Source organism: Aerococcaceae bacterium zg-252 (assembly GCA_016237705.1).
Taxonomy (GTDB): Bacteria; Bacillota; Bacilli; order Lactobacillales; family Aerococcaceae; genus Globicatella; species Globicatella yangjingiae.
This window is the reverse complement of sequence record CP066204.1, coordinates 2,052,130-2,077,500: the sequence shown is the minus strand read 5'-3', so window position 1 is coordinate 2,077,500 and position 25,371 is coordinate 2,052,130. Positions and strand designations below refer to the sequence as shown.

The following is a 25,371-nucleotide window of genomic DNA, read 5'->3' as shown; positions in this document are numbered from 1 at the left end:
CCTCGATGTCGGCTCATCGCATCCTGGGGCTGAAGTCGGTCCCAAGGGTTGGGCTGTTCGCCCATTAAAGCGGTACGCGAGCTGGGTTCAGAACGTCGTGAGACAGTTCGGTCCCTATCCGTCGCGGGCGTAGGAAATTTGAGAAGAGCTATCCTTAGTACGAGAGGACCGGGATGGACGCACCGCTGGTGTACCAGTTGTTCCGCCAGGAGCATCGCTGGGTAGCTATGTGTGGGAAGGATAAGCGCTGAAAGCATCTAAGCGCGAAGCCAGCTTCAAGATGAGATTTCCCATTCTTAGGAAGTAAGACCCCTGAAAGACGAACAGGTAGATAGGCTAGAAGTGGAAGTGTTGTGAGACATGGAGCGGACTAGTACTAATCGGTCGAGGACTTAACCAAGAGATTGATTGGGAGTTTGGAAGGTTATTCAGTTTTGAGTGAGCTTGGAGACAAGATTACTTAAGAGACAAGACGAATTCTCTGTGTGGTGACGATGGCAAGAAGGACACACCTGTACCCATGCCGAACACAGCAGTTAAGCTTCTTAGCGCCGATGGTAGTTGGACTTTTGGTCCTGTGAGAGTAGGACGTTGCCATGCAGGAGAAGTCGTTAGTGTCATTCCGCAATAGCTCAGCTGGCAGAGCGCATGACTGTTAATCATGATGTCGTAGGTTCGAGCCCTACTTGCGGAGTGTTTTTAATATAAGGGAAGAAAATTGAGGAGAGTTGTCCGAGAGGCCGAAGGAGCATGATTGGAAATCATGTAGGCGAGCAATTGTCTCAAGGGTTCGAATCCCTTACTCTCCGTAAGTGGAGAGAAGAATAAGAAGAAGGTCCGTTGGTCAAGTGGTTAAGACACCGCCCTTTCACGGCGGTAACACGGGTTCGAATCCCGTACGGATCATAGAAAAGTGAATAACATTGGAGGTTTAGCTCAGCTGGGAGAGCACCTGCCTTACAAGCAGGGGGTCAGCGGTTCGAACCCGTTAACCTCCATATATGGTTCCGTGGTGTAGGGGTTAACATGCCTGCCTGTCACGCAGGAGATCGCGGGTTCAAATCCCGTCGGGACCGTAGAAAGGCTTGGTAGCTCAGTTGGTAGAGCATTTGATTGAAGCTCAAAGTGTCGGCGGTTCGATTCCGTCCCAAGCCATTGGAGGGATAGCGAAGTGGCTAAACGCGGCGGACTGTAAATCCGCTCCTTAGGGTTCGGCAGTTCGAATCTGCCTCCCTCCATAATTTAGATTGCGAGCGGGCAAGATAGAGGAATAGGGACATAGTTTAACGGTAGAACAACGGTCTCCAAAACCGTTAGTGTGGGTTCGATTCCTACTGTCCCTGTAGAAAGATGGCGATCGTGGCGAAGTGGTTAACGCATCGGTTTGTGGCACCGACATTCGGGGGTTCGATTCCCCTCGTTCGCCTATAAAATGAGTGGGGTATAGCCAAGCGGTAAGGCAACGGACTTTGACTCCGTCACTCGTTGGTTCGAATCCAGCTACCCCAGTAGAATAGAAAATGGCGGTATAGCCAAGTGGTAAGGCATGGGTCTGCAAAACCTCGATCACCGGTTCAAATCCGGTTACCGCCTTTACCTATTTGCCGGCGTGGCGGAATTGGCAGACGCGCTGGACTCAAAATCCAGTGCCCTCACGGGCGTGTCGGTTCGACCCCGACCGCCGGTATTTTTTTGGTGATGAAACGTTGGTTTCATCATTTTTTTTGATTTTCTTTAATAAGTGACCACTGAATGCTGTCATTGTATAAGGTTCTGTTTCCAATATTTTTAAGATGTTTGTTTACACATTAATTGTTGGAATTCCGTAAAAGCTATCATTAAATAAGAAAATTAATGCTTTGTTCTATTATTCGAGCAAAAGTTAAATTCGACATTCTGAATAGTAGACGATATAATTGTATTATCTAGTAAAGTAATTAGCTATGGCAGTTAAACAGAATATGTAAGTGAAAAAATTTTTAATGCAGATAGCTTAATGCAATAAAAGGGGTGTTGTTAATGCAATCAATTGTACGCATATTACAAAAATTTACACAGTACCATGGACAAAAATATATTGCCCCTCAAAAAGCAGGAGATGATGAAGATTACATGTTGCAATTTAAGCAAGATGGTGGGGCTGCACGAAAATCTTTTCAAAACTTAATTCAAAATATTGAGCAACAAGGTTTACCATTAAAAGCGCAACGAACTAGTAATTGGATGAATCAAGCACAAATAGCACGCGCTTATTTTTATTGTTTTTTCCGACATGCTGAAGATATTCCTAGTCAACCAGGAATGGCATTGCGATTATTACAAGACGGCGATAGTCTAGGAATTACATGGGAAGTCAGTGTATTAGAGCGAACGCTCAGTCAAGAAAGTTTGCCCCAATTACATCGGGCACTCAGCGTACCGATTTCTGAACCTAGTTATTACTTAGTCTATCAAAATGGAATTGAAATGATATATGCAGGAACGGAATCTAATCGTGTTCAGCTGCAGCAGCTAGTAGAAACTAATGTGGTTCGTAAAGTATTGATAAAAGAAAAGATTGGTGACTTAACATCATTTCAAAATGAAGATGAATTTATTAAGGCTGTGATAACTGTTTTTGAAAGATTGTACCCCTATTATTTAGCAACAAAAGAATAAAGTAAAAAAAACCGATAGCTGCTCATTCATGATGTGCAGTCATCGGGTGTGTTTGTTGGAACCATTTATTTAAGCGAAAATTGATTAATCCAAAAAATTCGTTTTCTGTACCGTCTTCTTCTATAGGTAAATCATTAGTCATAATAACTAGTGCGTATGCCGTTTGACCATTTTGGTAATAAAGTCCAATGTCATGGAAATATTCATCGAGATGACCATATTTTGCTGCCATATCGTTGTTAACGTAGTGTTTCATCAGCCAGGTATCTTGAGAATGCATCATAATATCGATAATTTCATCGTAAATATCTGATGAACCGACTTGAATAAGAATTCCCTCTAGCACTTGTGCATTAACCATATTAAATTCATAAAGTGATTCATCTTCTATATTAGTACCACTAAATAATAATAAATCTTCGTGATAATTCCCAAAGTTTGTATAATAATAATCAGTTAATAAATTCCATGCAGTATTATCAGAGTAATGGAGCATTTCGTAAATTAAATCTGAAAGTAGATAGCTCTCTTGAATATCACCGTTTGTAATATTGCCAGCACCCTCTTCGAAGAGTGATTCATTATACGGAATTTCAGTATCGTAAGTTAGGATTCCCTCGTTGATTAAATTAGCATACAATGCGGCTGTTCCAACTTTTGATGCGCTGGCAGCTAGCATAGGTTGCCATTCATTCAGATAGTAATGTTTTTGATTTAAAAAATCATAGTAAGCGATGGAAACGTTATTTGTAGTGTAGCCGAATTCTTCTATCGTTTCATAAATAATTTGTTCAAAACTTTTTCCACGGACAGAATATTGTGTGTCGATTTCTTCTGCTTGAATTGATTGAGCTGAGAATAAAGTAATTATTATTATATTTATCGAGATTAATAGTTTAAATAAGCGGCGTGTCATTCAATATCCTCCAAAAAGATGATGTAACTATTTTATTTTTTTATTAGCCATTTGAAGATTATAACATAAATATTTTAAATGAACAGTAGTATTAATTGATGGTTCTATAAAAATCAAGTGTATTTTACAACTTTTGGGTTTATATTTTTAAGTAGAGATGCAAAATGCTTTTCAAACGAATCGTTTTATTATATAATGGTCAAAGAAAGTCAATGTTAAACAACTAAAAACGTAAGCGAGAAATTTACTGAATTAGATGCTAAGTCAATCCAAGCGAATCAGAAAGGAGGTAACAGAATGACGCAAAGAAATATGACGGAAATCATCGAAGCGTATTTAAAGAGTTTTTTAAAGAATCAAGAACATCTTGAAATTAAGCGTAGTGACATTGCGGAACATTTTGATTGCGTGCCTTCACAAATTAATTATGTTATTAATACTCGATTTACTCAAGAACACGGTTATGCTGTTGAAAGTAAGCGAGGTGGCGGTGGTTATATCCGTATTTTAAAAATTCATCTAGCAGATGAAGTAGAGCAGATTGATCAAATGATTGAACTTGTGGGAGACCAGATTAGTCAACGTAATGGTATCAATATGATTGAAACATTAATCGAACGCAATATCATTACTAAGCGTGAAGCAACATTGATTTTATCAGTAATTGAAAAATCAGTGCTCCACACTATTAGTGAGCAAGAACAATACGCAAGAGCGCAATTGTTAAAAACATTCCTTTACCAATTACGCTATACATATAATTAAATGAGGTGACAATATGTTTGAAGAATTATTTACAAATAGTGCTCGGCAAGTAATGATTTTTGCTGCTGAACAAGCCTATTATATGCGACATCAAGCAGTGGGCTCTGAGCACATTTTATTAGGACTGGCTAAAGAAGAAACAGGGATTGCGGGAAAAGCGTTACGTGAACATGGTGCGACTTACAATGCTTTAATCGCAGAATTAGAAGCGATTCATGGAAAATTTGCTCCGCCAAGAATGATGGGAGAACAAGTGATTCCGTATTCTCCAAGAGCCAAAAAAGTGATTATGAATGCATCTAATGATGCAAAACGTTTAGGGGCACCAAAAGTTGGTACTGAGCATTTATTGCTAGGAATTTTAAAAGAAGAAATCTTAGCGGTGGTATTACTTCGTAATCTTGAGATTGATTTTGATGCATTACGACGTACGGTATACGAGTTAATTGGCGCTACTGACGGTGAGGGGGATGATACAAAAAATCGTCGTCAAACTCGCAGTGGTAGAAATAATCGTAATCAAAATAATCAAGCAACAACAAGTCCAACCTTAGATTCAGTGGCACGTGACTTAACAGATTTAGCACGTCGTGGACAATTAGATCCAGTGATTGGTCGGGAACAAGAAGTACATCGAATTGTTCAAATTATTAGTAGACGAACTAAGAATAATCCAGTTTTAGTTGGGGAACCGGGTGTAGGTAAAACGGCTTTAGCCGAAGGTTTAGCACAGCGTATTATAGCAAGAGATGTACCAGAAGATATTGCTAATAAACGTTTGATGATGTTAGATATGGGTGCTTTAGTTGCAGGTACAAAATATCGTGGTGAGTTTGAAGAACGAATGAAAAAAATCATTGAAGAGATGTCTGATAGTGGCAATATTATTCTCTTTATTGATGAATTACATACTTTGATTGGTGCCGGTGGTGCTGAGGGTGCGATTGATGCCTCTAATATTTTAAAACCAGCGTTGGCTCGTGGTGAAATCCAAGTGATTGGGGCGACTACTTTAAATGAGTATCAAAAATATATTGAAAAAGATGCTGCATTAGAACGTCGTTTTTCAAAAGTGCAAATTGATGAACCGTCAATTGAAGAATCAATTGCGATTATTGAAGGGTTAAAAGGAAAATATGAAGAACATCATACGGTTGAAATTCCAACAGAAGCAGTAGAAGCAGCTGTAAAATTAAGTGCACGATACATGACTGCAAGACGATTACCAGATAAAGCTGTTGATTTAATTGATGAAGCAGCCGCTCGAGTACGGATTGATGCAGCTGGTGAAATAACGACGGTTTCTGTTGATACATTGGAACAGCAATTAGTGGAGTTATCAAGCGAAAAAGAACAAGCCATTTTAGCTAGAGATTTCGATAAGGCATCTGAATTACGACAAAAAGAAGTGCAATTGGAAACACAATTAGCAGAAATGGATCAACAAGAAACACAACCACAGACTAAGGCAGTTTTAACTGTAACAAGTCATGATGTGGCTGAAGTTGTGGCACAAGCAACAGGTGTGCCTGTTCAACAAATGGAAACATCAGAATCGCAACGTCTAGTGAATTTAGAAGCAGTATTACATGAGCGTGTCATCGGTCAAGATGAAGCTGTAAAATCGGTATCACGTGCTATTCGCCGAGCTAGAAGTGGTTTGAAATCACCTAAACGTCCAATTGGGTCATTCCTATTCTTAGGCCCTACTGGTGTTGGTAAGACAGAATTGGCGAAAACATTAGCTGATGTCATGTTCGGTAGCGAAGAAAATATGATTCGAGTGGATATGTCTGAATATATGGAGAAACATAGTGTGTCACGTTTGGTAGGTTCACCACCAGGCTATGTGGGCTATGATGAGGCAGGTCAATTAACAGAAAAAATCCGTCAAAAACCATATAGTGTGATTTTACTTGATGAGGTGGAAAAGGCACACCCGGATGTCTTTAATATTTTACTGCAAGTATTTGATGATGGACATTTAACTGACGGTAAGGGTCGTAAAGTTGACTTTAGAAATACGATTATTATTATGACATCTAATTTAGGGGCAACAGCATTGCGTGACGAGAAATCAGTTGGGTTTGGTGCAGTTGCTGTAACTGAAAATCATCAAGCTATGGAACGGAAGATTCGTGAAGAATTGAAACGTGCGTTTAGACCAGAGTTTTTAAATCGTATTGATGAAACGATTGTCTTCCATTCATTAACAAAAGATAATATTCGAGAAATTGTTAAATTACATACAGCTGATATTGTAAAACGTTTAGAAGACTTGGATATTCAAGCACGTATTACGGATACGGCAGTGGATATTATTGCTGAAGCAGGATTTGATCCCGAATACGGAGCAAGACCGATTCGTCGTGCGATTCAAAAACAAATTGAAGATGAATTGAGTGAACTAATTTTAAATGGAAATATTCAAAATGGTGACCAAATTACTATTGGTGGTCGTGGAGGTAGTATTAATATTTCTAATCGTACTAAGAATTAATGCCTACAAGCAGAATGAAAGCTTTCTCAACTTAGATGTGTTATACTATTAATAGAGAAGTTGTACTAGAATAAATAACGAATACTTAATTATTAGGAGGAATAAACATGTCAAAAAATTGTTTTGGGAGAGTATTATTGGGAGCTGCAGTTGCAGTAGCCGGTGTATCACTGTATTTATACATTGATGAAAATGCACGTACAAAAGTAGAAAGCATTTTAAATCGTGAAAAAGCTAAATCATTTATTCGTCAAAATTTGAAAGGGTCGCAAGGGTTAATTGATGCGATTGATAAATTATCGGATACAGAATTGAATACGGTAATGAAATTAATGGACGAAACTGAAAAGACTGCGAATAAAGTAGCGGGACAAGTAGGTTCTGTGATGAATCAAGTGGTTGATCGTGCAAAAGAATTAGGTACTGATGTAGCTGATAGAGTGTCAGACTGGATTCAATAATAGATAATATGATAAAACGGACATTCGCCGATAAAGTGAATGTCCGTTATTTTTGCTGTTAGAGCGACTTGTTTTTGACAATATCAATGAGTTGTTGGTTGAAAGCTGCTTGTTCTGGAGAAAGTGTAGCCTCATTATTAATAATAAGGCTAGTATAACTGATTGGTGCATTTTTAACAGGTATTGAAATAATCTTATCATTCGATAAAATGGTATTTTCTGTTAATAAAGCGAGTCGTCTTCCAGATTCGACTTGTTCGATGACTTCATATAGATTATCTGTATATTGAACAGTCTCCATAGGGAGTTTATGTTGTGTTGCCCATTGATAAAATAAACGTTCATGTACTGTTCCAGGTTTGAGCGAGATGAATGATTCATTCATTAATTCTACGATTGATAATTCACGATAATTTGCTAAATAGTGATTTTTAGACACACATAATTGGATAGGTGCGTGAGAAATAGGATAAGAATCAATCCATTGTTGAGCAAATTTTTCGTGTTCGTGAATCGTAATGGCGATAGGGAAAGTTTTTGCTCTTAGAGATTCAATCAATTCATCAGCTGTATTTTCCTCAATCAAACTTAATTGATAGTCAGTTCCTTTAATATGTGCAAATAATTTAGGTAAATAATGTGAGCCGATAATTGAAATTAATCCTAATTGGACAGATTCAGGTACGGTTTCGCTCATTTCTTGTTTTGTTTGTTTAAATAAGTTTAGCATATCAATGGTGCGATGATACAAAGTTCTACCAGATGCTGTTAAACGAATATTTTTAGCAGAACGTTCTCGCTGAATGAGTTTGGTTTCAAATTCTTCTTCTAGGCGTTTTAATGCAATGGATATAGACGGCTGCGATACAAAGAAATGTTCTGCCGTTTTTGTGAAACTTAAACTTTCAGCTAAATATTTGAAATATTCCAAATCACGTAAGTTCATGATTGCCTCCAAGTAAATAATTGATGTAGTGAGTTTTATTTATTATAGCTGTCAAGGCATTAAAAATAAAGTCTTAAAACAAGCAAAGATAGCATATAACTAAGTCAGGTAAGTGTTGTAACTGCATACCTGTTTCTTTATAAAATTTTTGTAAACGATATGTTAATGTATTACGGTGAATATAGAGTTGTTCGGCAGCTTGTGATAAGTTGCCCTGATGCTCGAAAAGAGCTTGGATTAAGCTACTATATTCATTATTTTGTCGAATAATTTGTTGTAAGGGTTGCAATAATTCATTGTGTTGTAAAGTATTGCGACCAATTTGTCGAATGAGAATAGGGGTTAACGTTTCAAATCGAACACTCGCATCGTGGCGAAAAGTGTGTTCAACCAATGCTAATTCATGTTGATACTGAATAGGCAAATTCAATGATAGCGGATGAGTATATCCAATAATGACTCGAGTTGAGGTATCAAAGTCCGTATCTAAAGTTTGAATTAATGCATGAAGTAATTCGACATCTAAATCTTCTACGGATTTAATTTTTAATAGAATTGTAAAGCGTCTCAATGCGATTGGAAACCATTCGATTACTGCTGGAAAGGCCTCTTTAAATGTTGATAGCCATAAATCAAGGTTATCATCATGTTTAGTATGTCTAAACTCAATATGCAGCACTTGTAGATTGCCGGTAATAATCGGTATATTTTGAGAGCTTTGCTCTAAAAATTTTTGCCAATGAGATTTTGGTTTCGTATTAGGTTGTTTCTCCACCAACAATGAAAGGAGTGTTAACTCTTTTGTTGGTATATCCTCTTTAGGAATGGCAATTATTTGTTTCTTAATATGTAAAATGTGGTGGGTAGCAATAAGTGAATCAAGGTTATCAGGATTGATGAGTGCTTGTGGATATAATTGTTGAATAGTTTGAATCACTGTGATGCCTCCTTGAAAAATTTACACTCTTAGTGTACCATATTTGACGTTGATTACCTAGTATAGCAACTGGATTAAACATAAAATAATAAATGGAGTGCAAGTAAACTTGAATAAAGGAGGCGAAATAATGAATATGTCAGATTCTGAACGTTTAAACCATGAGAAATGGATGCGTTTAGCCTTAGCACAAGCAGCTATTGCACAAGAATTAGGAGAAGTGCCGATTGGAGCGATTATTGTCAAAGATGAAAAAGTGATTGCAAAAGCACATAATTTACGAGAATTAACCCATAGTGCTACTGCTCATGCAGAATTACTAGCGATTAATGAAGCAAATCAGTTGCAAGAGCAATGGCGATTAGAAGGTGCTACTTTATATGTTACATTGGAGCCATGTCCAATGTGTGCTGGAGCTATTATTTTATCTCGTATTCAAACGGTTGTTTTTGGAGCGAGAGATGCAAAAGCTGGCTGTGTGGGAAGTTTAATGAATTTAATCGAAGATTCACGTTTCAATCATAATGCTCAAGTGATTGAAGGAATTTTGGCTGATGAATGTGGTCAAAGATTAAGTGCTTTTTTTAAAGGATTACGAGAAAAACGAAAACAAGAGAAACTTATGCACAACTCTGTGGATAACTCACAATAATTGTGGATAACTTGTTTCGTAAAAATGCTAGGTACACCACTAGCATTTTTGTGAAACTTATGCTAATATAGAGGTAAGGCAATGGTGGCGTCACGAATCGAGTCAGGACCGGAAGGTAGCAGCTATAAGTGACAAAGTCATGTGCCTTTTTTGTATGTTTAAAGCACTGAATGAATTTTATTTACTTATTGGTATATTAGAATATAAGTGTAAACATTGATGTGATATAATGAAGTAAATAGATAGAGGAGGGCAATATCTTGAGTTACCAAGCTTTATACCGTGTTTGGCGTCCACAGTCATTTGATGAATTAGTTGGACAACCGATGATAGCAGAAACATTGAAAAATGCTGTTAAATATGATCAATTGAGTCATGCATATTTGTTTACAGGGCCAAGAGGTACAGGTAAAACAAGTGTGGCTAAAATATTAGCGAAAGCTGTGAATTGTCCGAATCAAATCGACGGGAATCCATGTAATGAATGTGAATTGTGCCAAGCGATAACGAGTGGTCAGTTGCCTGATGTTGTGGAAATTGATGCAGCGAGTAATAATGGTGTTGATGAAATTCGTGAATTGCGTGATAAGGTGAGATATGCACCGACACAAGCTAAATACAAAGTATACATTATTGATGAGGTACATATGTTGACGACAGGTGCGTTCAATGCCCTATTGAAAACATTAGAGGAACCACCTGCACATGTATTGTTTATTTTAGCGACGACGGAACCGCATAAAATTCCGGCGACTATTTTATCGAGAACGCAACGTTTTGATTTTCAACGGATTAAAGATGTTGATTTAATTGGGAGAATGCAGTACATTTTGGATCAACGTCATATTCCAGCAGAAAATGATGCGTTGAAAGTGATTGCTAGAGCTGCCAATGGGGGTATGCGTGATAGTTTAAGTTTGTTAGACCAAGCCTTATCGTATCAATCGGATAAATTAACCTTAGCAGCTGCTTTAGAAGTATCGGGTAGTGTGAATCATCAAGTATATGTAAACTATATCGAAGATATTTATCAAGAATCTGGCACAAAAGCATTGATGATTGTTAAAGAGGTTTTACAATCAGGAAAACAAGCTAGTCGATTTATTGAAGAATTGATTTTATTTGCTCGTGATGTGTTATTGTCACATCATACTAAACATAATGATACATTGTTGAGTGATGAGGAATTAATGAGCTTAAATAAAGTAGTGCCGGCGACTTTTTACTTTCAATTAATTCATTCGCTAAATCAAGCTCAATCGCAGATGCGTTTTAGTAATGCACCGGATTTATATTTAGAAATCGTCACGATTCAACTGGCACAAAATAAAGGAAATGTAGCCATTGCGACACAAGAATCATCTCCGAATAAAGACGTATTGTTGCAGCGAATCGAACAATTGGAACAAAAAGTTAAGCAATTAGAATCGCAATTAGTGCAGACATTGAGTGCAGTAGGACAAAAAGCACAAGCAGAACAGGTAGCAGTAACGACACCACGAATTAGACCGTCGGCGATGAAACGTCAATATCAGCAACAGACGCAAGAAATTTATCGTGTATTAGACCAAGCAACACGTGCTCATATTGAGCGTTTAAAGCAGCAGTGGCCAACGATTTTAGCAAATGTAAATCCACAAGAACGTGCTAAATTTAATGGGACTTATCCCCTTGCAGCTGGAGCTGGAGTGGGATTAATTAGTTTTAAAAATGAAGCGTTCTGTGGTATGGTACAAAATGATTCACATCTACAACAACAATTAGAGACACTTTGTGCACAATTGATTCGAGAGCCAATTCGTTTAGTTTATATTTTAGATAGTGAATGGCATGCATTAAGGCAAGAATATAAATTATTGCGTGAAAAAAATGGTGGCAAACCGTTAATGCCGCCGATAAAAGATGAAGTAAAAGAAGTGAGAATTGAATCAAATGATGTGTCTTCATTAGAACAAAGTGAACCGATTGAAGTGGAGATGTCAGACGATACGTTTGATGTTCCAGGCGTAGAAGTACCAAAACCAGTCGAAACAATTGGTGGGGTATTACAGCGAGAAAATATGGATAATGAGATAGCAGTAGATGAAACACCGGAAGTCATTGCTAAAGCGATTGAATTATTCGGCGAAAATAATGTGACAATTTTATATGATGAATAATGAAAATGAGTAGGAGTGGTGTTTAACCGATTGCCTACTCATTTTTGTAAAATGAAAAATATTCGATACTGCGTATGCCACTTCAAGTATAAAATATGATAAAATAAAAATAGAATAATTGATATGGAGGTTCAATGATGCGAGGAATGGGAAGCATGGGTAACATGCAAGGAATGTTGCAAAAAGCACAAAAAATGCAAAAAGAATTAGCTAAAGAGCAAGCGGCAATCGAAGAAACGATTTTTGAGAAAAGTGATAGTAACCAATTAGTAACGGTAAAAATGACAGGAAAACGACAAATAACAGAATTAACGATTGCACCGGATTTATTAGATCCAGATGATGTTGAGATGTTACAAGATTTGGTATTATCGACAGTCAATGGTTTAATTGTCGAAATTGATAAGATAACGGAAGAACGCTTAGGTAAATTTACTAAAGGATTAAATTTACCATTTTAAGATAATCGAAGAGTGAGTAGGAGGAGCATATGCAGTATCCAGCACCAATTGCTAAACTGATTAATAGTTTCACAAAATTACCGGGTATTGGGGCAAAAACAGCAGCCAGACTAGCGTTTCATGTGATTGATATGGACGAACGTGAGGTAACAGAATTTGCACAAAATCTTATCAATGTGAAACGTGATTTAAAATATTGCCATATTTGTGGTAATATTACCGATGTCGATCCTTGTATTATTTGCTCTGATACTCATCGAGATGTTTCGACGATTTTAGTAGTAGAAGATACAAGAGCAATTATGTCATTGGAACGTATGCAAGAATATCATGGTCTATATCATGTCTTACATGGTGTCTTATCGCCAATGGAAGGTATTGGACCAGATGATTTAAACATTGCCCAATTAATTCAACGTCTACAAGATGAGCGGATTCAAGAAGTCATTATTGCTACAAATGCGACTGCTGAAGGTGAAGCGACGGCTATGTATTTATCAAGACTGTTAAAACCAGCAGGGATTAAGGTGACACGTTTGGCACATGGTTTGGCAGTGGGTAGTGATATTGAATATGCAGATGAAATGACACTGTTTAGAGCAATTGAAGGTCGTAGAGAACTATAATATAAACTGGGAAAGGCTTTGTCATCCCATTGAATTAGGAGTATATGGAATGAAACAAGGACATTTTATCACGTTTGAAGGACCTGAAGGTGCTGGCAAAACGACGGTAATACAATTATTAGTAAAAGAATTAAAAGAAAAAGGCTATCATGATATTGTGGTGACACGTGAACCTGGTGGTAGTCAGATAGCTGAACAAATTAGAACGGTCATTTTAGATTCGAATAATACCTTAATGGATAAGCGAACAGAGGCATTATTATTTGCAGCAGCAAGACGACAACATTTAGTAGAAGTTGTTTTACCTGCATTAGAACAAGGAAAAGTGGTATTATGCGACCGTTTTATTGATAGTTCGCTTGCTTATCAAGGACTCGCACGTGATATTGAAATCGAAAAAATTTGGGAAATTAATCAATTTGCGATTGAAGGAACTTTGCCGGATTTAACGTTATTAATTGATGTACCAGCGGAAATTGGTTTAGAGAGAATTCATAATGCTAGAAAAGATGAAAAGTTTGACCGCTTAGATCAAGAAGCCTTAGAGTTTCATCAACAAGTTAGAGAGGCTTTTCTATTATTAGCCAATGAACATGCTCGAATCAAAGTGATTGACGGAACACAGAGCATTGAACAGGTTGTTCAAAATTGTATGGAATATATCGAACAGCAAGTAGAAGGAGGTCGTTGTGATGATGAAGTTGGTAATAGCAGTCGTTCAAGATCAAGATAAAAATATTTTAAGTGATGCGTTTTATGAAGCGGATATTCGTGCAACGAAATTAAGTTCAACCGGTGGATTTTTACGTTCAGGTAATACGACATTTATCATTGGTATTGAAGAAGAACGTGTCGATGAAGTATTAGAACTGATTAAAGTTAGCTGCCAAGCACGTGAGCAATTTATCTCTTCTCCGGTGAATTTAGATGTTAGCTTAGATGTTACAGCAGCCTACCCAGTCAAAGTAAAAGTTGGTGGTGCAACGGTATTTGTATTACCGATTGATTCGTTCGTGCAATTCTAATGACGATGACAGATTTTAAACAGTATTTTTTCCAACAAATACGACAAGGGACTTTGAGTCATGCTTATTTATTGGTTGGCGATGACATTGTACAGAAACAAGACGTTACAACTGCTATGATGCAAGCGATGGTTTGCCCTCATTTCTTGGAAGTAGGGCAACCTTGTTTTGACTGCGAATCTTGTCGACGTATGCAAGATAATCAATGGGCTGATGTTTATCGTGTGATTCCAGAGTCCAAGTCAATTAAAATTGATCAAATTCGTGCATTAAGAGAATGGTTGATGTTAAGTCCAATTGAATCGCATTGTAAATTTGCAATCATTGAACAAGCAGAATTGATGAATACGGCATCAGCTAATGCACTATTGACGATTTTGGAAGAACCCAAGAGTGAAGTGTATTTGATTTTATATGTGAATGAAATCAATAATATTTTACCGACAATTCGGTCAAGAACGCAGCAACTTCGTTTAACGCAGCAATCATCATTAGCATTTGAAGATAGCAATATGGCATCACTATCAAGGGTGTATAAAAAGCGTTTAGAACAGTTGCCATATAAAACGAGAGTTGGTTTAATGGAATTAACAGTCGATGAAGTTGAAAATTGGTTTAAAGCGTATGATGAATTATATCAATGGTTATATGTGAAAGAACCTTTGACTTTTGCTCTAATTCAAGTGCGTATGAAACAATTTTTAGCGACTAATTTTTTGAATTATGGTTTGGATTATTTAATGTGGTTAAATCATCAAATGATTATGCACATAACAGATAATCAAGGAGACGTAATTCAGATAATTGAATCGCTTGCTCAAAAGAAGAGTGGGCGAGTAGATGAATTATTGATATTGAATCAGCAGTTAATTGAAGCTAAACAGTATTTAGATGCTAATGTGGCACCGCAGTTGGTGGTAGAAAAAATTGTGTTGGCGACAATCAAATAAAAAACAAAAGTGGGGATAATCATTGGAGCAACAAGCAGTACACCGTTTAATTCAAACAATTAAAGAGCAGTCATTGCAGTATCAAGACAGTGTGCAGCAATTGACGCAAGCAATATTATCATTAAGTGAAGAAAATAATCGTTTACGGATGTTGAATCAAGAGTTAGAGGATCAGTTGCAGCAATATGTTATTGAGCATTTACCAGCAGCACATCCAATTGCTCAAGAACAACAACCCACTCATAAGAAAACAGCGAGTGGCAAGGAAAGACTGCAAGGATTTTATGATGACGGAATCCATGTGTGTCATGAATTATTTGGACAAAGACGTCAGCTGGATGAAGAGTGTCTATTTTGTCAAGGAATTATTTTAGGATTGGACCAAGTGCAATGACGGCAGTAGTATTGAAAGAGCATGAACGAATTGATCAATTAATTCGAGAAAAGCGACAAATTATTCAAAGTAAGCAATATTTTTCTTTTTCTCTAGATGCTGTGTTATTAGCAGATTTTGTTCGTTTACCTGAGCGGCGATCCTTTCGCTATTTGGATTTTTGTTCTGGGAATGGGATTATCCCCCTTTTATTGAGTGGTAGAACGACAGAAAAATTAGAGGGAATTGAATTACAGGAGCCATTAGTCGATATGGCACAGCGTAGTATTCAGTTAAATCAATTAGAACATCAGATTACAATCAGTCAAGGGGATATTAATCAACTGAACAAGGCATCGCAGCCGTATGACATTATTACGTGTAATCCCCCTTATTTTTTAGTCGAATCATCGAAAGAATTGCATCATTTAACCAGTCATCAATTAGCTCGACATGAAGTCAGTTTGACGATGTCGCAATGGATTAAACAGGCGGCTGTATTATTACGAGATAAGGGAAGATTGTATATTGTGCATCGTCCAGAGCGTTTAGATGATTTAATGGAACAGCTATTGGCACATCAATTTTCCGTTCATCGTATCAAATTTGCTTATCCTAAAAAAGATGCCATTGCCAATATTGTATTAATTGAAGCCATTTATCGTGGTGGACGACATGGTATTCGGATTGAACCACCGATTATTGTGCATGATGACAATCATCAGTATACGAAAGAAATGCAGGCGATTTATTTTGGAACATAATGAGCAACATTACTTTTATGTGCTATATTGTCAAGATGATACTTTATATGGTGGCTATACAAATAATTTGGCAAAACGATTAAAAACACATCAAAGTGGTAAAGGTGCTAAATATACTCGTGTGAAAGCCAGACACCCATTACAATTAATTTACGCTGAACGCTGGGGTAGTAAATCTGAAGCAATGGCTCAAGAGTACTGGTTTAAGCAATTAAAACGTCAAAATAAAGAAAGTTATTTAGCACAAGCAGGCATTCAAACATTGCCGACGAAACAATTTGTAATTGTGAATAAGTTAGAATAAGTTAGAAAGTCAGTAATACAATGAATGGTGGAGAGAGGAGGATATGAGTGCATTTACAAAAGAGTTTTTCAGCTAATGAATATGGAAAATTATACTTAGTTCCTACACCAATTGGAAATTTAGAAGATATGACTTTTCGAGCAGTGAACCAACTAAAAGCTGTGCAATTAATTTTAGCAGAGGATACACGTCATACGATTAAATTATTAAATCATTTTTATATTGATACACCTATGCAAAGTTTTCATGAACACAGTTCGAATGCACAAGTGGAAAAATATATTGCGATGCTATTACAAGGTACAGATATTGCACTAGTGTCAGATGCCGGTATGCCATTAATCAATGACCCTGGACACCCATTAGTTCAAGCTGCTTTAATGCAGAAAATTTCAGTAGTTGCGTTGCCTGGTGCAAATGCAGCTTTAACAGCCTTAGTAGCATCGGGCTTGCCAGCTGAGCGTTTTACATACTATGGATTCTTTCCACGTGAATTAAAAGGACAAAAACAAGTGTTGGCTTTAATTGGTGAGCGAGCAGAAACAGCGATATTTTATGAGTCGCCTTATCGAGTAGCTAAATCAATTGCTGTGATGATGAAATATTTACATCAAGATACACAGGTTGTGGTTGCTAGAGAACTTACTAAGCAATACGAGGAGTATTTGAGAGGGACACTGATACAAGTGAATGAGTGGGTAGCAGAGCATGATATCAAAGGTGAATGCGTCTTGTTAATAGAAGGTGGCAGAGCACTTGAATCTAGCTCAGATAAGATTACTGACCAATCACTCTCTTTACGAGAACAAGTGACGCAGTATATGCAAACGTATCAAGTGTCTTCAAAAGAAGCGATTAAAGAGATTGCTAAATTAAATCAAATACGGAAACAAATTGTGTATCAAGAGTATCATGAAACGGATTAGAATATAATTTGACACAGATGTTCATAGAGTATGTGAGAATACACTATGTAATTTTCAAAGTGGTTTCTAAGTCAACCAAAATGAGCTGGAATAGAAGGAGGGATGCCGATGCTATATTGGTGGTTGGCCACTATTTTTTTCATTTTAAGTATCGTCGGTTTAAAACTGTCATCACCTTTCATTCATCCAATTGTATGTGGTTGGTATGCGATAACGAATTTGATTATGGCTTTATTTTACACCAGTAATTGGTTACCAATTTTTATTATGCGATATTTTTTGTATAGTATGAGTGTTATTTTATTGATTGTCGTACCATTTATTTTATTAGCTTTAGCGATTTTAATTTTATTTCGTGAAATACGTGGACAACAAATAGTTTGGCGACAATACAGTAATATTGCCTTGGCGATTTTAATTTTATTGTTCTGTGGATATAGTTTAGGTGATGTATTGCGTATCAGACAGATGCAATTGTCTGTGATGATTAGTTTGTACAGCACGATTGCCATTTTTTTAACTGCTTTATTTATTAGCTATCTCGTTATAGCACAATTGGTTCAGTGGCGAAAGCGTCCGTCAACTGCACCTATCATTATGATATTGGGAACTGAAATTGATGATGAGGGACAAGTGCAGTATGATTTAAGGAAACGATTGGATAAAGCCTTTAATTATTATCAATGTTTAAGTCAAGAACATCAAGAACAGGTATTATTTTTAGTGTCGGGTGGCAACCCAACTTTAGACGGGATTACTGAGGCTGAGGGTATGAGCCATTATCTATTAAATCAAGGAATTGCGAAACATCAAATTATTAAAGAACCGTCGGCTAGAAATACCGATGAGAATTTTAAATTTGCACGACCATATATTGTCCATGCTGGTAATCAACGGCCATTAGTCGTGATAACTAGCCAATATCATTTGGTTCGAGCAGCCTACTATGCAGTCAAATATGGTATAAAGGCTCATTTTGTAGGGGCTACCACCAAATGGATTACATGGCCTTACTCATCTGTTCGTGAGTATTTAGCCTTATTATTATTGACGAAAGAAGTAAGTTTCTTGTCAATATTATATATTATTATTGTGGCACTATTAGAAGTTTAAAATATAGTGTGAGTGTGCACCACTGGAGAAAGTTTGTAGAAGTGGCAGTCAAGCTAACTAGAGTAGGAGGAGAAAATTATGGCATTAAAAGATGAAGATACATTGATGAAACGAAAAAGAGAATTAGAAGAAGCGATGAATAATTTAGGCTTGGTAATTGATGATGAAGTAGAAGAGGAAGTAGATGAATTAGCTAGCCAATTTGAAATGGACGAAGAAGCATTAAAGGAATTGGAGCAACAAAAACGTGATTAATCGTTGTCAATGGATAGAGGGAAAACCGGATTATTATGTCGATTATCATGATAATATTTGGGGTAAACCTGAACATGATGATACGGCATTATTTCGGTGGTTGATTTTAGAGATGTTTCATATTGGGCTGTCTTGGCAATTAGTACTGTCCAAGCAAGAACAATTTGATAGCGCTTTTGATAATTTTGATTATCGAAAAATAGCAACGTATGATGAACAGAAAATAGAAGCGTTACTTGATGACAAAGGCATTATTCGTCATCGTGGTAAAATTCAAGCAACGATTACTAATGCACAGGCATTTATGAAAATTCAAGCACAATATGGGTCGTTTGATGCATTTATTTGGAGTTTTACAGCAGGAAAAACGATTATTAAACAGCAAGATATTCATCAAACAAAAAGTGAATTGAGTGATTGTGTAACGAAAGCACTCAAGAAAAATGGCTTTAAATTTATAGGTTCTGTTACAGTCTATTCATATTTGCAAGCAATTGGTATTGTGAATGACCATGATATTAATTGTCAATTTAGATAGGAAATAAATGAGTTGAGTGAAGAATAAGATAGAATAGCACAAAGTGCGACAAGGAGCGTTTTGAAATGAACCACTGGAGGAGAATACCGGCGTGCGAGAAACGCACAGAGGGATTCTCCGAAGTGGAAGTCATTTCAGCTCATTGGAGCCAGAATAGGAGTGACCAAAATGATTTTAGATTATTTAACAAATTTACCACGATACGCTGCTATTATTCCACGTTTTGAACAATTTTCACAAACAATAATGGAAGTAGCAAAATTGCCACTTGGTAGAACAGATTTAACAGATGTTGACTTTATCAATGTCATGGAAGGTGAAACATTACCAATGGAAGAGGGAATGTTTGAATATCATCAAAATTATTTAGATATTCAAATTGTGTTGAGCGGTCAAGAAGTGATGCAATGGCAAAATGTTCATCAGTTAAAGGAAAAAATACCGTATGATGCGTCAAAAGATATAGGATTTTTAGAAGGAAATGGTGAATGCGTTACAATTAAAGAAGGTATGTTTTATCTTGTGTTTCCTGAAGATGCACATTTGCCGAGCAGTCATATTGAACAGTCAAATGCATATAAAAAAGCAGTTGTTAAGATAAAGGTATCTTAATTTTTGTATATAAGTATCCAAAGTAATAAAGCTACTGTAACTCAACTCCCTTAAAAATAAGGGACTGGGCAAAAGTTCAAATGCTACAAAGTTTCATGAATGAAGTGATTGTAGCGTATGGCTTTTGCTCAGTTCTTTTTTGTGCTTAATTAATACTGTCCAATGTTATGGTTGTCAGGAAGTACTCACCTAATTGGCTGTCGATAAACATTTCACCACTATGTAAATCAACAATTTGTTTCGAAATTTTTAATCCCATACCACTTCTACGAACTCCAGAAATATCAAAGTTAAATTCTTCAATTTTATTAATATTATTCAGTCTATCGGGAGAAGTTCCAATGCCATTATCACATATGGTAATCGAAAATTTATTATTTGGTAGATGTTTAAGGATAATTTGAATATCGCACCCAGACGGATTGTGAAGGATAGAGTTATAAATCAAATTATGAATAATTCTAGAAATTAACGATTTTTCGACATACATTTTTTTGTTATACAGACTTTCGTCAGCAGTGAATTCAAAATTGAAATCATGCCAAATCTCTTGGTTAATAATTTGAATAATAACTTCTTTAAAAAATGGAACAATATATACAATTTCTCGTTGTAAAATCAGATTCTCATTTGTTAATCGAGCAAATATATTTAAATCATTAAGAAGATTTTGGATATAATGGCTTTCAACTAGAGTGGGCTTTAGGTAATTTAGTAAAGTTTCATTGTCAGTTTTTTCAATTGCTAGAGATGTATTGGATACAATAACTGAAAGTGGTGTTTTGATATCATGTGCAATTCCAGAAATCCAATTTTCCTTAAACACTTCATTTTCACGAAGTTTTTGGTTAGCTGAGTTAATGGCAAGGGTTAATTTATTTAATTCTTGTACAGATTTCACTTGTGTGTTTACACCATGTGGTAGTTTTAGAATGGCATTAATAATCGGGTTAATGTTTCGATTGAGGAAAGTGATACTATAAAGATAGATAAATAGACAAAATAATATATTAGCTAAAATAATGGATACAATAATAATTGGGAAAATTTGTATTCGGTTCAATTCAAAATAATTATTGTTGTATCTAATAATACTATCTTTTGGAAAGGCAATAATATAGATATCATTATCTTCGTCTTTTATTTGAGTAAAGATTGGATAATCTTTTAAATAAAATCTAGAGAAACGCACAACATCTGCGAAATTAAATTGATTGTTTATATCTTTAGGTTTATCAATGTTGAATTTCTCTTTGCCATTATTCTTATCAATAATCATCAGCCATAACTTATGTTCATCAATTAAATGTTTGGCTTTTGGACTGACAATATAATCTCCGTTAGATAAAACAATTTCAGATGATACGGTTTCGATGACTTTTGTTGCAGACTGTTGGCTGCGAATATAATTTCCTGCAGCAATTAATAGTACTATATTAACTAAGATAATAAGCATAAAAGATAAAATAAATTTTAGTATATTTTTTTTGAAAATATTCATAGGTGCCCTCAATTATTTATATAACAAGTTTATAGCCAAGACCTTTAACAGTGATGAGATGATTGGGTTTAGAGGGAGTAAGCTCTATTTTTTCTCTGATATTACGAATATGTACCATTAGCGATTTTTCATATCCAAAACTTTCAAGTCCCCAAATAGTATCACAAATCGTTTCAGTCGAAACAATATAATTTTTATTAGCATATAATTTTCGAAGAATCTGGATTTCTGTGGGAGTAAGTGACAAAGGTTGACCACTTTTTTTAACGAGAGCATTATTCAAATCAATGATACAGTCGGTTAGTTCAATGAGTTCCGATTCATCTTTGTAAGCTCTCCTCAATAATGCAAGAATACGATAAGTTAGAGATTTAGGTAAAAAAGGTTTGGTAACATAGTCATCTCCACCTGAATCTAGTCCTTTAATTTCATCGTCAGGATTATTTTTAGCAGTTAAAAATAAAATTGGTACATCAGAAGATTTTCTCACATATTTAGAAAGCAAGTAACCGTCTCCGTCTGGGAGCATGACATCTAGAATAATTAAATCGATGTGGGATACTGAAAAAACATCAATTCCCTCACTAATACTGTAAGCACAACTAATATTTTTAAATCCACGACTTATCAGTACTTCTTTAATCGATTCGCTTAATGCTTTGTCGTCATCTACAATTAATAGATGTTTGTTTAATAATTGTGTTTCAAAGTTCATCTTTTTCCCTCCAAAATTATATATAAATAAATTTGCCATTGAGTAAAAATGCCGTCTATACGTTATCATTTTAGAGCAATATAGTACAAAAAACAAGGATACAGTAGCGTTTTTCAATGAGCGTGGATTTTAGTTTGTATTCTATAAGAAGTGAAATATTTAGATTCTATAATCTTAAAGTTAAATTTAGGTTGTCTTTATTTTGTCTTAAGGACGGCGATGTAAGATGAACTTGTAACCAAGAATTTTAAATAGAAAGAGGAAATTGTGATGAAAAATATGATTGAATTACGCCAATTATCAAAAGTCTACAAAGATATTACTACTGTAGATATTGAAAAAATTACTGTACGGGAGGGAGAGATTTATGGTTTTCTAGGTCCAAATGGTGCTGGGAAAACGACAACGATGAAAATGATTCTATCCCTTGTAGATCCGACTTCAGGTGAGATTTTTGTTAATAAAAAAGACATTCGAAAAGACAAAAATTACTTAAGTCAGATTGGATCTATGATAGAAGAGCCTTCATATTATCCTAATTTAACGGGTTACGAAAATTTATTAGTATTTCAAAAAATGGTAGGATTTGATAAAAATAATATCTGGCCAACATTGGAACTTGTTGGATTAGCTGATGAAAAAAATCGAAAAAAATTAGTTAAGGCCTATTCTCTAGGTATGAAACAACGTCTTTCTTTAGCATTTGCATTAGTAAAAAAGCCTAAAATCTTATTATTAGATGAGCCTACTAATGGTCTTGATCCAGCAGGTATTCATGAAATTCGTGAATTGATTGTTGAGTTAGCCAAAGAAAAAGGTCTGACAGTCTTTATTTCTAGTCATATTCTTTCAGAAATTGAACATATTGCAGATCGAGTGGGTATTATCAATCATGGTCGTCTAGTTTATGAAGGAGAAATTGAAGCTATTAAATCAAATACTTGGATTGAGATTGGTGGTGATTTTTCACAGAGTAATATTGTTCACACTTTAGTTGAACTAGGAACTGTAGAAATTTTGAGTGCCTCCGCAAGTCATGTAAAATTAAGTAATATTGATAATAATCAATTAGCTAATGTGGTGAGCTATTTGACAGAAAACGGATACCGTATTTTCCGAGTGGTTAGAGAAAGTGAGACCCTAGAAGATATTTTCCTTTCGTTAACGAAGGAGGCTTAAAATGATAAAGGTATTACAAATCGAATTATTGAAGAGTAAACGAACAAAGTCATTTATGATATCGTTTTTGATGATGTTTGTAGCAGTAACTTGGTCATTACTAGCAGCATCAAGAAGCATAGATGTACCAAAGTTAAGGACAATTGGATTATTTTTCAATAATTTACAAGCTACTCCTATTTTTTTACCAATTGCGATTAGTCTTTTTGTATCCCGAATTGTTAGTAACGAAAAAGAAGGAAATACATTTAAACTACAAGAAGCGAATAATATAAATCTTATAACCATTTTCAAACGAAAGCTTATTTTTACGAATACTGTTTTTCTATTATTGAATGTAGTACAAGTATTGATTGTATATTTAAATGCTGTTAGATACGGTATAGATGTTGCTGTTTCAAATTTACTATTACAAGTTGTAGGTTTGACGATGGCTAGTTTTACTTTAATTACTTTTTTTCTATTTCTATCTATGATATTAGAAAAACATGGTATGGTTTTAGGAATTGGATTTGTATCAGGTTTTTTAGGGATGGTTCTATCCGAAGCATCTAAATGGTTAAATCTAATCTTTCCTTTCGGGGGTTCAAGTTTCCTTGCACTTTATCGCATAAAAGTTTTACATTATGGAGATAAATTAGATTACATATTTGTTTGGGACAAGAGTGTACCACTCAACTATCTTATCTATCTATTTTATTGTATATTTGTCTATTTTATTATTAAGTACTTATTGGTTAAAAAGAAGGAGGAAAATTATGATTGATTATTTTAAAGCTGAGTGGATTAAGAGTCGTAAAGTCGTTATTTTAGCTATTGGTCTTATTTTTCTTGCTTTATCCAGTTTTATTGGATTAGCTAATTTTTTCTTGAACTACGATGTGTTGATTGAAGAACAGATGAGTAGGGTTCTTTGGGGACAGCTGACTTTTTATAACGGGCAGTTACTTTTTCCAGCTATGTTAGCTATATTCTCAGGTCTAATTATCCTTCCTGAATTTGAACGAAAAACACTTGAAATGCTACGATCTAATCAAGTATCAGTTAAGAAGATGGTACTAAGTAAGTTTTTATTAGCTTTGTTTTTGGTATCTGTAATTCAAGCAGTGCTGTTTGCTATCTATTTATTAACTCTTTATCTTAGTCAAATTCCATTTCAAATAGAAGATTTATTATTATTTTTGAGAGCTACAATATTATCAGTTATTGGTTCAAGTTCTGTTTTGATGATTCACAGTTATCTTATGGCAAAAACTAAGAATTTTGCTAAATCGGTTGGAGTTGCAGCAATTGGTTCCTTCTCAGGTTTTATTTTTATTATGCTAGGTGGTTTTATTAATCAATTATTTCCATATTCTCAGCCGATGATTGGTTTACGAAGTAGGGTATTGAATGATATGTCATTTTTAGAGTTTATGTTATTTATTACAGTAAACTCCTTGTTTAGTTTCATTTTTTATTGGTTAACTGTTAAGAAATTGGAGAATAATGAATAACGTGATGATAAATTTTTTGTGTAGTTCTTCAACATAGTAGATAAAATGAAACTCAGATTCATAAAATAATCGCTATGCTGATTTTCGATTTGTCCTTGAAATGATAGTAAGTCTGATTTACATAAAGAATAGAACAATAACTTTCTTGCAAATTTAAATGATGAATTTGCATGGGCTATTATCATAATATAGGAATGACGCAATAATTACTGTCATATTATGACAATTTCCCAGCTTTTTTCTGAAAGTAACATATACTTTTCTTAGGAGAAAGCTAGATGTACCAACGGATAAGGGATTTGAGGGAAGATCACGATTTCACTCAAAAGTTTGTTGCAAATTTACTTTCCTTCTCTCATACAAATTATGCAAAAATTGAGAGAGGAGAGGTTGCCTTAACGGCAAATGTTCTAGTGCAACTTTCTAAACTCTATAACGTTAGTACAGATTACCTATTAGGGTTAACAGATTGTCCAGATAGGATAAAACATAAAATAAAATAGTCTCTCCTTGATTTGTTCATTGACAATTGAATAAAC

28 protein-coding genes, 12 tRNA genes, 2 rRNA genes and 1 other RNA gene (1 of these 43 only partly in view) are annotated in these 25,371 nt (G+C 35.4%); 38 read left to right on the top strand and 5 right to left on the bottom strand.

Annotated features, from left to right (window positions below):
- The 15 genes from JDW14_09830 to JDW14_09760 form a co-directional block, all read left to right on the top strand.
- A 23S ribosomal RNA gene (locus JDW14_09830) occupies positions 1-400 on the top strand; it begins 2,490 nt to the left of the window's first position.
- An 84-nt stretch (positions 401-484) separates the two neighbouring features.
- A 5S ribosomal RNA gene (gene rrf / locus JDW14_09825) occupies positions 485-600 on the top strand.
- A 21-nt stretch (positions 601-621) separates the two neighbouring features.
- Positions 622-694 (top strand) — tRNA-Asn (locus JDW14_09820).
- A 28-nt stretch (positions 695-722) separates the two neighbouring features.
- Positions 723-809: transfer RNA gene (locus tag JDW14_09815), tRNA-Ser, on the top strand.
- A gap of 25 nt (positions 810-834) precedes the next feature.
- Positions 835-906 (top strand) — tRNA-Glu (locus JDW14_09810).
- A gap of 19 nt (positions 907-925) precedes the next feature.
- A tRNA-Val gene (locus JDW14_09805) sits at positions 926-998 on the top strand.
- A 5-nt stretch (positions 999-1,003) separates the two neighbouring features.
- Positions 1,004-1,076 (top strand) — tRNA-Asp (locus JDW14_09800).
- A 6-nt stretch (positions 1,077-1,082) separates the two neighbouring features.
- Positions 1,083-1,155 (top strand) — tRNA-Phe (locus JDW14_09795).
- A gap of 2 nt (positions 1,156-1,157) precedes the next feature.
- Positions 1,158-1,238 (top strand) — tRNA-Tyr (locus JDW14_09790).
- A gap of 34 nt (positions 1,239-1,272) precedes the next feature.
- A tRNA-Trp gene (locus JDW14_09785) sits at positions 1,273-1,343 on the top strand.
- A 10-nt stretch (positions 1,344-1,353) separates the two neighbouring features.
- Positions 1,354-1,426 (top strand) — tRNA-His (locus JDW14_09780).
- An 11-nt stretch (positions 1,427-1,437) separates the two neighbouring features.
- Positions 1,438-1,509 (top strand) — tRNA-Gln (locus JDW14_09775).
- A gap of 13 nt (positions 1,510-1,522) precedes the next feature.
- A tRNA-Cys gene (locus JDW14_09770) sits at positions 1,523-1,593 on the top strand.
- Between the two features lie 10 nt (positions 1,594-1,603).
- Positions 1,604-1,687 (top strand) — tRNA-Leu (locus tag JDW14_09765).
- Positions 1,688-2,019: 332 nt separating this feature from the next.
- Positions 2,020-2,658 (top strand): ribonuclease P, encoded by a 639-nt coding sequence (locus JDW14_09760; protein QQD65537.1) that lies wholly within the window; start codon positions 2,020-2,022, stop codon positions 2,656-2,658.
- Positions 2,659-2,680: 22 nt separating this feature from the next.
- On the opposite strand, the gene JDW14_09755 is transcribed toward JDW14_09760, so the two are convergent.
- The gene (locus JDW14_09755) at positions 2,681-3,574 is read right to left on the bottom strand and encodes a serine hydrolase (GenBank protein ID QQD65536.1); all 894 of its coding nucleotides are present in this window, start codon (positions 3,572-3,574) and stop codon (positions 2,681-2,683) included.
- Between the two features lie 297 nt (positions 3,575-3,871).
- Here JDW14_09755 and JDW14_09750 point away from each other — a divergent pair, with 297 nt between their 5' ends.
- The 3 genes from JDW14_09750 (at position 3,872) to JDW14_09740 (ending at position 7,300) form a co-directional block, all read left to right on the top strand.
- A complete protein-coding gene (locus JDW14_09750; protein QQD65535.1) occupies positions 3,872-4,339 on the top strand; it encodes a CtsR family transcriptional regulator in 468 nt (155 codons plus the stop codon).
- 13 nt (positions 4,340-4,352) lie between these two features.
- Positions 4,353-6,839, top strand: a complete 2,487-nt coding sequence (locus JDW14_09745; GenBank protein ID QQD65534.1) for an ATP-dependent Clp protease ATP-binding subunit — start codon at positions 4,353-4,355, stop codon at positions 6,837-6,839.
- Between the two features lie 107 nt (positions 6,840-6,946).
- Positions 6,947-7,300, top strand: a complete 354-nt coding sequence (locus JDW14_09740) for a hypothetical protein (protein ID QQD65533.1) — start codon at positions 6,947-6,949, stop codon at positions 7,298-7,300.
- Positions 7,301-7,358: 58 nt separating this feature from the next.
- Here JDW14_09740 and JDW14_09735 read toward each other — a convergent pair whose 3' ends face one another.
- Both JDW14_09735 and JDW14_09730 read right to left on the bottom strand, forming a co-directional pair.
- Complete coding sequence (locus JDW14_09735; protein QQD65532.1) at positions 7,359-8,246, bottom strand: LysR family transcriptional regulator; 888 nt, start codon at positions 8,244-8,246, stop codon at positions 7,359-7,361.
- A 73-nt stretch (positions 8,247-8,319) separates the two neighbouring features.
- Positions 8,320-9,183, bottom strand: a complete 864-nt coding sequence (locus tag JDW14_09730; GenBank protein ID QQD65531.1) for a helix-turn-helix domain-containing protein — start codon at positions 9,181-9,183, stop codon at positions 8,320-8,322.
- A 130-nt stretch (positions 9,184-9,313) separates the two neighbouring features.
- Between JDW14_09730 and tadA the strand changes: the two genes are divergently transcribed.
- The 16 genes from tadA to JDW14_09650 all read left to right on the top strand — a co-directional run bounded on the left by tadA (position 9,314) and on the right by JDW14_09650 (position 19,941).
- A complete protein-coding gene (tadA, locus tag JDW14_09725; protein ID QQD65530.1) occupies positions 9,314-9,835 on the top strand; it encodes a tRNA adenosine(34) deaminase TadA in 522 nt (173 codons plus the stop codon).
- Positions 9,836-9,900: 65 nt separating this feature from the next.
- Positions 9,901-9,998: signal recognition particle sRNA small type (gene ffs / locus JDW14_09720), an RNA gene on the top strand.
- Between the two features lie 97 nt (positions 9,999-10,095).
- Entirely contained in the window at positions 10,096-11,994 is a 1,899-nt protein-coding gene (gene dnaX, locus JDW14_09715; GenBank protein ID QQD65529.1) for a DNA polymerase III subunit gamma/tau, read from the top strand.
- 134 nt (positions 11,995-12,128) lie between these two features.
- Positions 12,129-12,455 carry a YbaB/EbfC family nucleoid-associated protein gene (locus JDW14_09710; protein QQD65528.1) on the top strand — a complete coding sequence of 109 codons (327 nt, stop codon included), beginning with the start codon at positions 12,129-12,131 and terminating at the stop codon, positions 12,453-12,455.
- 29 nt (positions 12,456-12,484) lie between these two features.
- Entirely contained in the window at positions 12,485-13,081 is a 597-nt protein-coding gene (recR, locus tag JDW14_09705) for a recombination protein RecR (GenBank protein QQD65527.1), read from the top strand.
- Positions 13,082-13,130: 49 nt separating this feature from the next.
- The gene (locus tag JDW14_09700; protein ID QQD65526.1) at positions 13,131-13,814 is read left to right on the top strand and encodes a dTMP kinase; all 684 of its coding nucleotides are present in this window, start codon (positions 13,131-13,133) and stop codon (positions 13,812-13,814) included.
- Positions 13,777-14,106, top strand: a complete 330-nt coding sequence (locus JDW14_09695) for a cyclic-di-AMP receptor (GenBank protein ID QQD66550.1) — start codon at positions 13,777-13,779, stop codon at positions 14,104-14,106. Before JDW14_09700 ends, JDW14_09695 begins: the two co-directional genes overlap by 38 nt.
- Complete coding sequence (locus JDW14_09690) at positions 14,106-15,056, top strand: hypothetical protein (protein QQD65525.1); 951 nt, start codon at positions 14,106-14,108, stop codon at positions 15,054-15,056. The genes JDW14_09695 and JDW14_09690 overlap by 1 nt, the downstream gene beginning before the upstream one ends.
- A gap of 22 nt (positions 15,057-15,078) precedes the next feature.
- Positions 15,079-15,450 (top strand): DUF972 family protein, encoded by a 372-nt coding sequence (locus tag JDW14_09685; GenBank protein QQD65524.1) that lies wholly within the window; start codon positions 15,079-15,081, stop codon positions 15,448-15,450.
- Positions 15,447-16,193 carry a tRNA1(Val) (adenine(37)-N6)-methyltransferase gene (locus tag JDW14_09680; GenBank protein QQD66548.1) on the top strand — a complete coding sequence of 249 codons (747 nt, stop codon included), beginning with the start codon at positions 15,447-15,449 and terminating at the stop codon, positions 16,191-16,193. Before JDW14_09685 ends, JDW14_09680 begins: the two co-directional genes overlap by 4 nt.
- Positions 16,141-16,497 carry a GIY-YIG nuclease family protein gene (locus tag JDW14_09675; protein ID QQD66549.1) on the top strand — a complete coding sequence of 119 codons (357 nt, stop codon included), beginning with the start codon at positions 16,141-16,143 and terminating at the stop codon, positions 16,495-16,497. Before JDW14_09680 ends, JDW14_09675 begins: the two co-directional genes overlap by 53 nt.
- 47 nt (positions 16,498-16,544) lie before the next feature.
- Positions 16,545-17,423, top strand: coding sequence for a 16S rRNA (cytidine(1402)-2'-O)-methyltransferase (gene rsmI, locus JDW14_09670; GenBank protein ID QQD65523.1), 879 nt, complete (start codon positions 16,545-16,547; stop codon positions 17,421-17,423).
- Positions 17,424-17,531: 108 nt separating this feature from the next.
- Complete coding sequence (locus tag JDW14_09665) at positions 17,532-18,536, top strand: YdcF family protein (GenBank protein ID QQD65522.1); 1,005 nt, start codon at positions 17,532-17,534, stop codon at positions 18,534-18,536.
- A gap of 78 nt (positions 18,537-18,614) precedes the next feature.
- Positions 18,615-18,791, top strand: a complete 177-nt coding sequence (locus JDW14_09660) for a hypothetical protein (GenBank protein ID QQD65521.1) — start codon at positions 18,615-18,617, stop codon at positions 18,789-18,791.
- Positions 18,784-19,329, top strand: coding sequence for a DNA-3-methyladenine glycosylase I (locus JDW14_09655; protein ID QQD65520.1), 546 nt, complete (start codon positions 18,784-18,786; stop codon positions 19,327-19,329). Before JDW14_09660 ends, JDW14_09655 begins: the two co-directional genes overlap by 8 nt.
- 168 nt (positions 19,330-19,497) lie before the next feature.
- On the top strand, positions 19,498-19,941 hold the full coding sequence (locus JDW14_09650) for a YhcH/YjgK/YiaL family protein (GenBank protein QQD65519.1): 444 nt from the start codon (positions 19,498-19,500) through the stop codon (positions 19,939-19,941).
- 145 nt (positions 19,942-20,086) lie between these two features.
- Here JDW14_09650 and JDW14_09645 read toward each other — a convergent pair whose 3' ends face one another.
- Together JDW14_09645 and JDW14_09640 are read right to left on the bottom strand one after the other, a co-directional pair.
- Complete coding sequence (locus JDW14_09645; GenBank protein ID QQD65518.1) at positions 20,087-21,442, bottom strand: HAMP domain-containing histidine kinase; 1,356 nt, start codon at positions 21,440-21,442, stop codon at positions 20,087-20,089.
- A gap of 16 nt (positions 21,443-21,458) precedes the next feature.
- Positions 21,459-22,157 carry a response regulator transcription factor gene (locus JDW14_09640; GenBank protein QQD65517.1) on the bottom strand — a complete coding sequence of 233 codons (699 nt, stop codon included), beginning with the start codon at positions 22,155-22,157 and terminating at the stop codon, positions 21,459-21,461.
- Positions 22,158-22,427: 270 nt separating this feature from the next.
- On the opposite strand from JDW14_09640, the gene JDW14_09635 reads away from it, so the two are divergent.
- The 4 genes from JDW14_09635 (at position 22,428) to JDW14_09620 (ending at position 25,335) form a co-directional block, all read left to right on the top strand.
- On the top strand, positions 22,428-23,336 hold the full coding sequence (locus JDW14_09635; protein ID QQD65516.1) for an ABC transporter ATP-binding protein: 909 nt from the start codon (positions 22,428-22,430) through the stop codon (positions 23,334-23,336).
- Between the two features lies 1 nt (position 23,337).
- Positions 23,338-24,102: an ABC transporter permease gene (locus JDW14_09630; GenBank protein ID QQD65515.1), complete on the top strand. Its 765-nt coding sequence runs from the start codon at positions 23,338-23,340 to the stop codon at positions 24,100-24,102.
- Positions 24,095-24,832 (top strand): ABC transporter permease, encoded by a 738-nt coding sequence (locus JDW14_09625; GenBank protein ID QQD65514.1) that lies wholly within the window; start codon positions 24,095-24,097, stop codon positions 24,830-24,832. The genes JDW14_09630 and JDW14_09625 overlap by 8 nt, the downstream gene beginning before the upstream one ends.
- Positions 24,833-25,110: 278 nt before the next feature.
- On the top strand, positions 25,111-25,335 hold the full coding sequence (locus tag JDW14_09620) for a helix-turn-helix transcriptional regulator (protein ID QQD65513.1): 225 nt from the start codon (positions 25,111-25,113) through the stop codon (positions 25,333-25,335).
- The last annotated feature ends 36 nt before the right edge of the window (positions 25,336-25,371 follow it).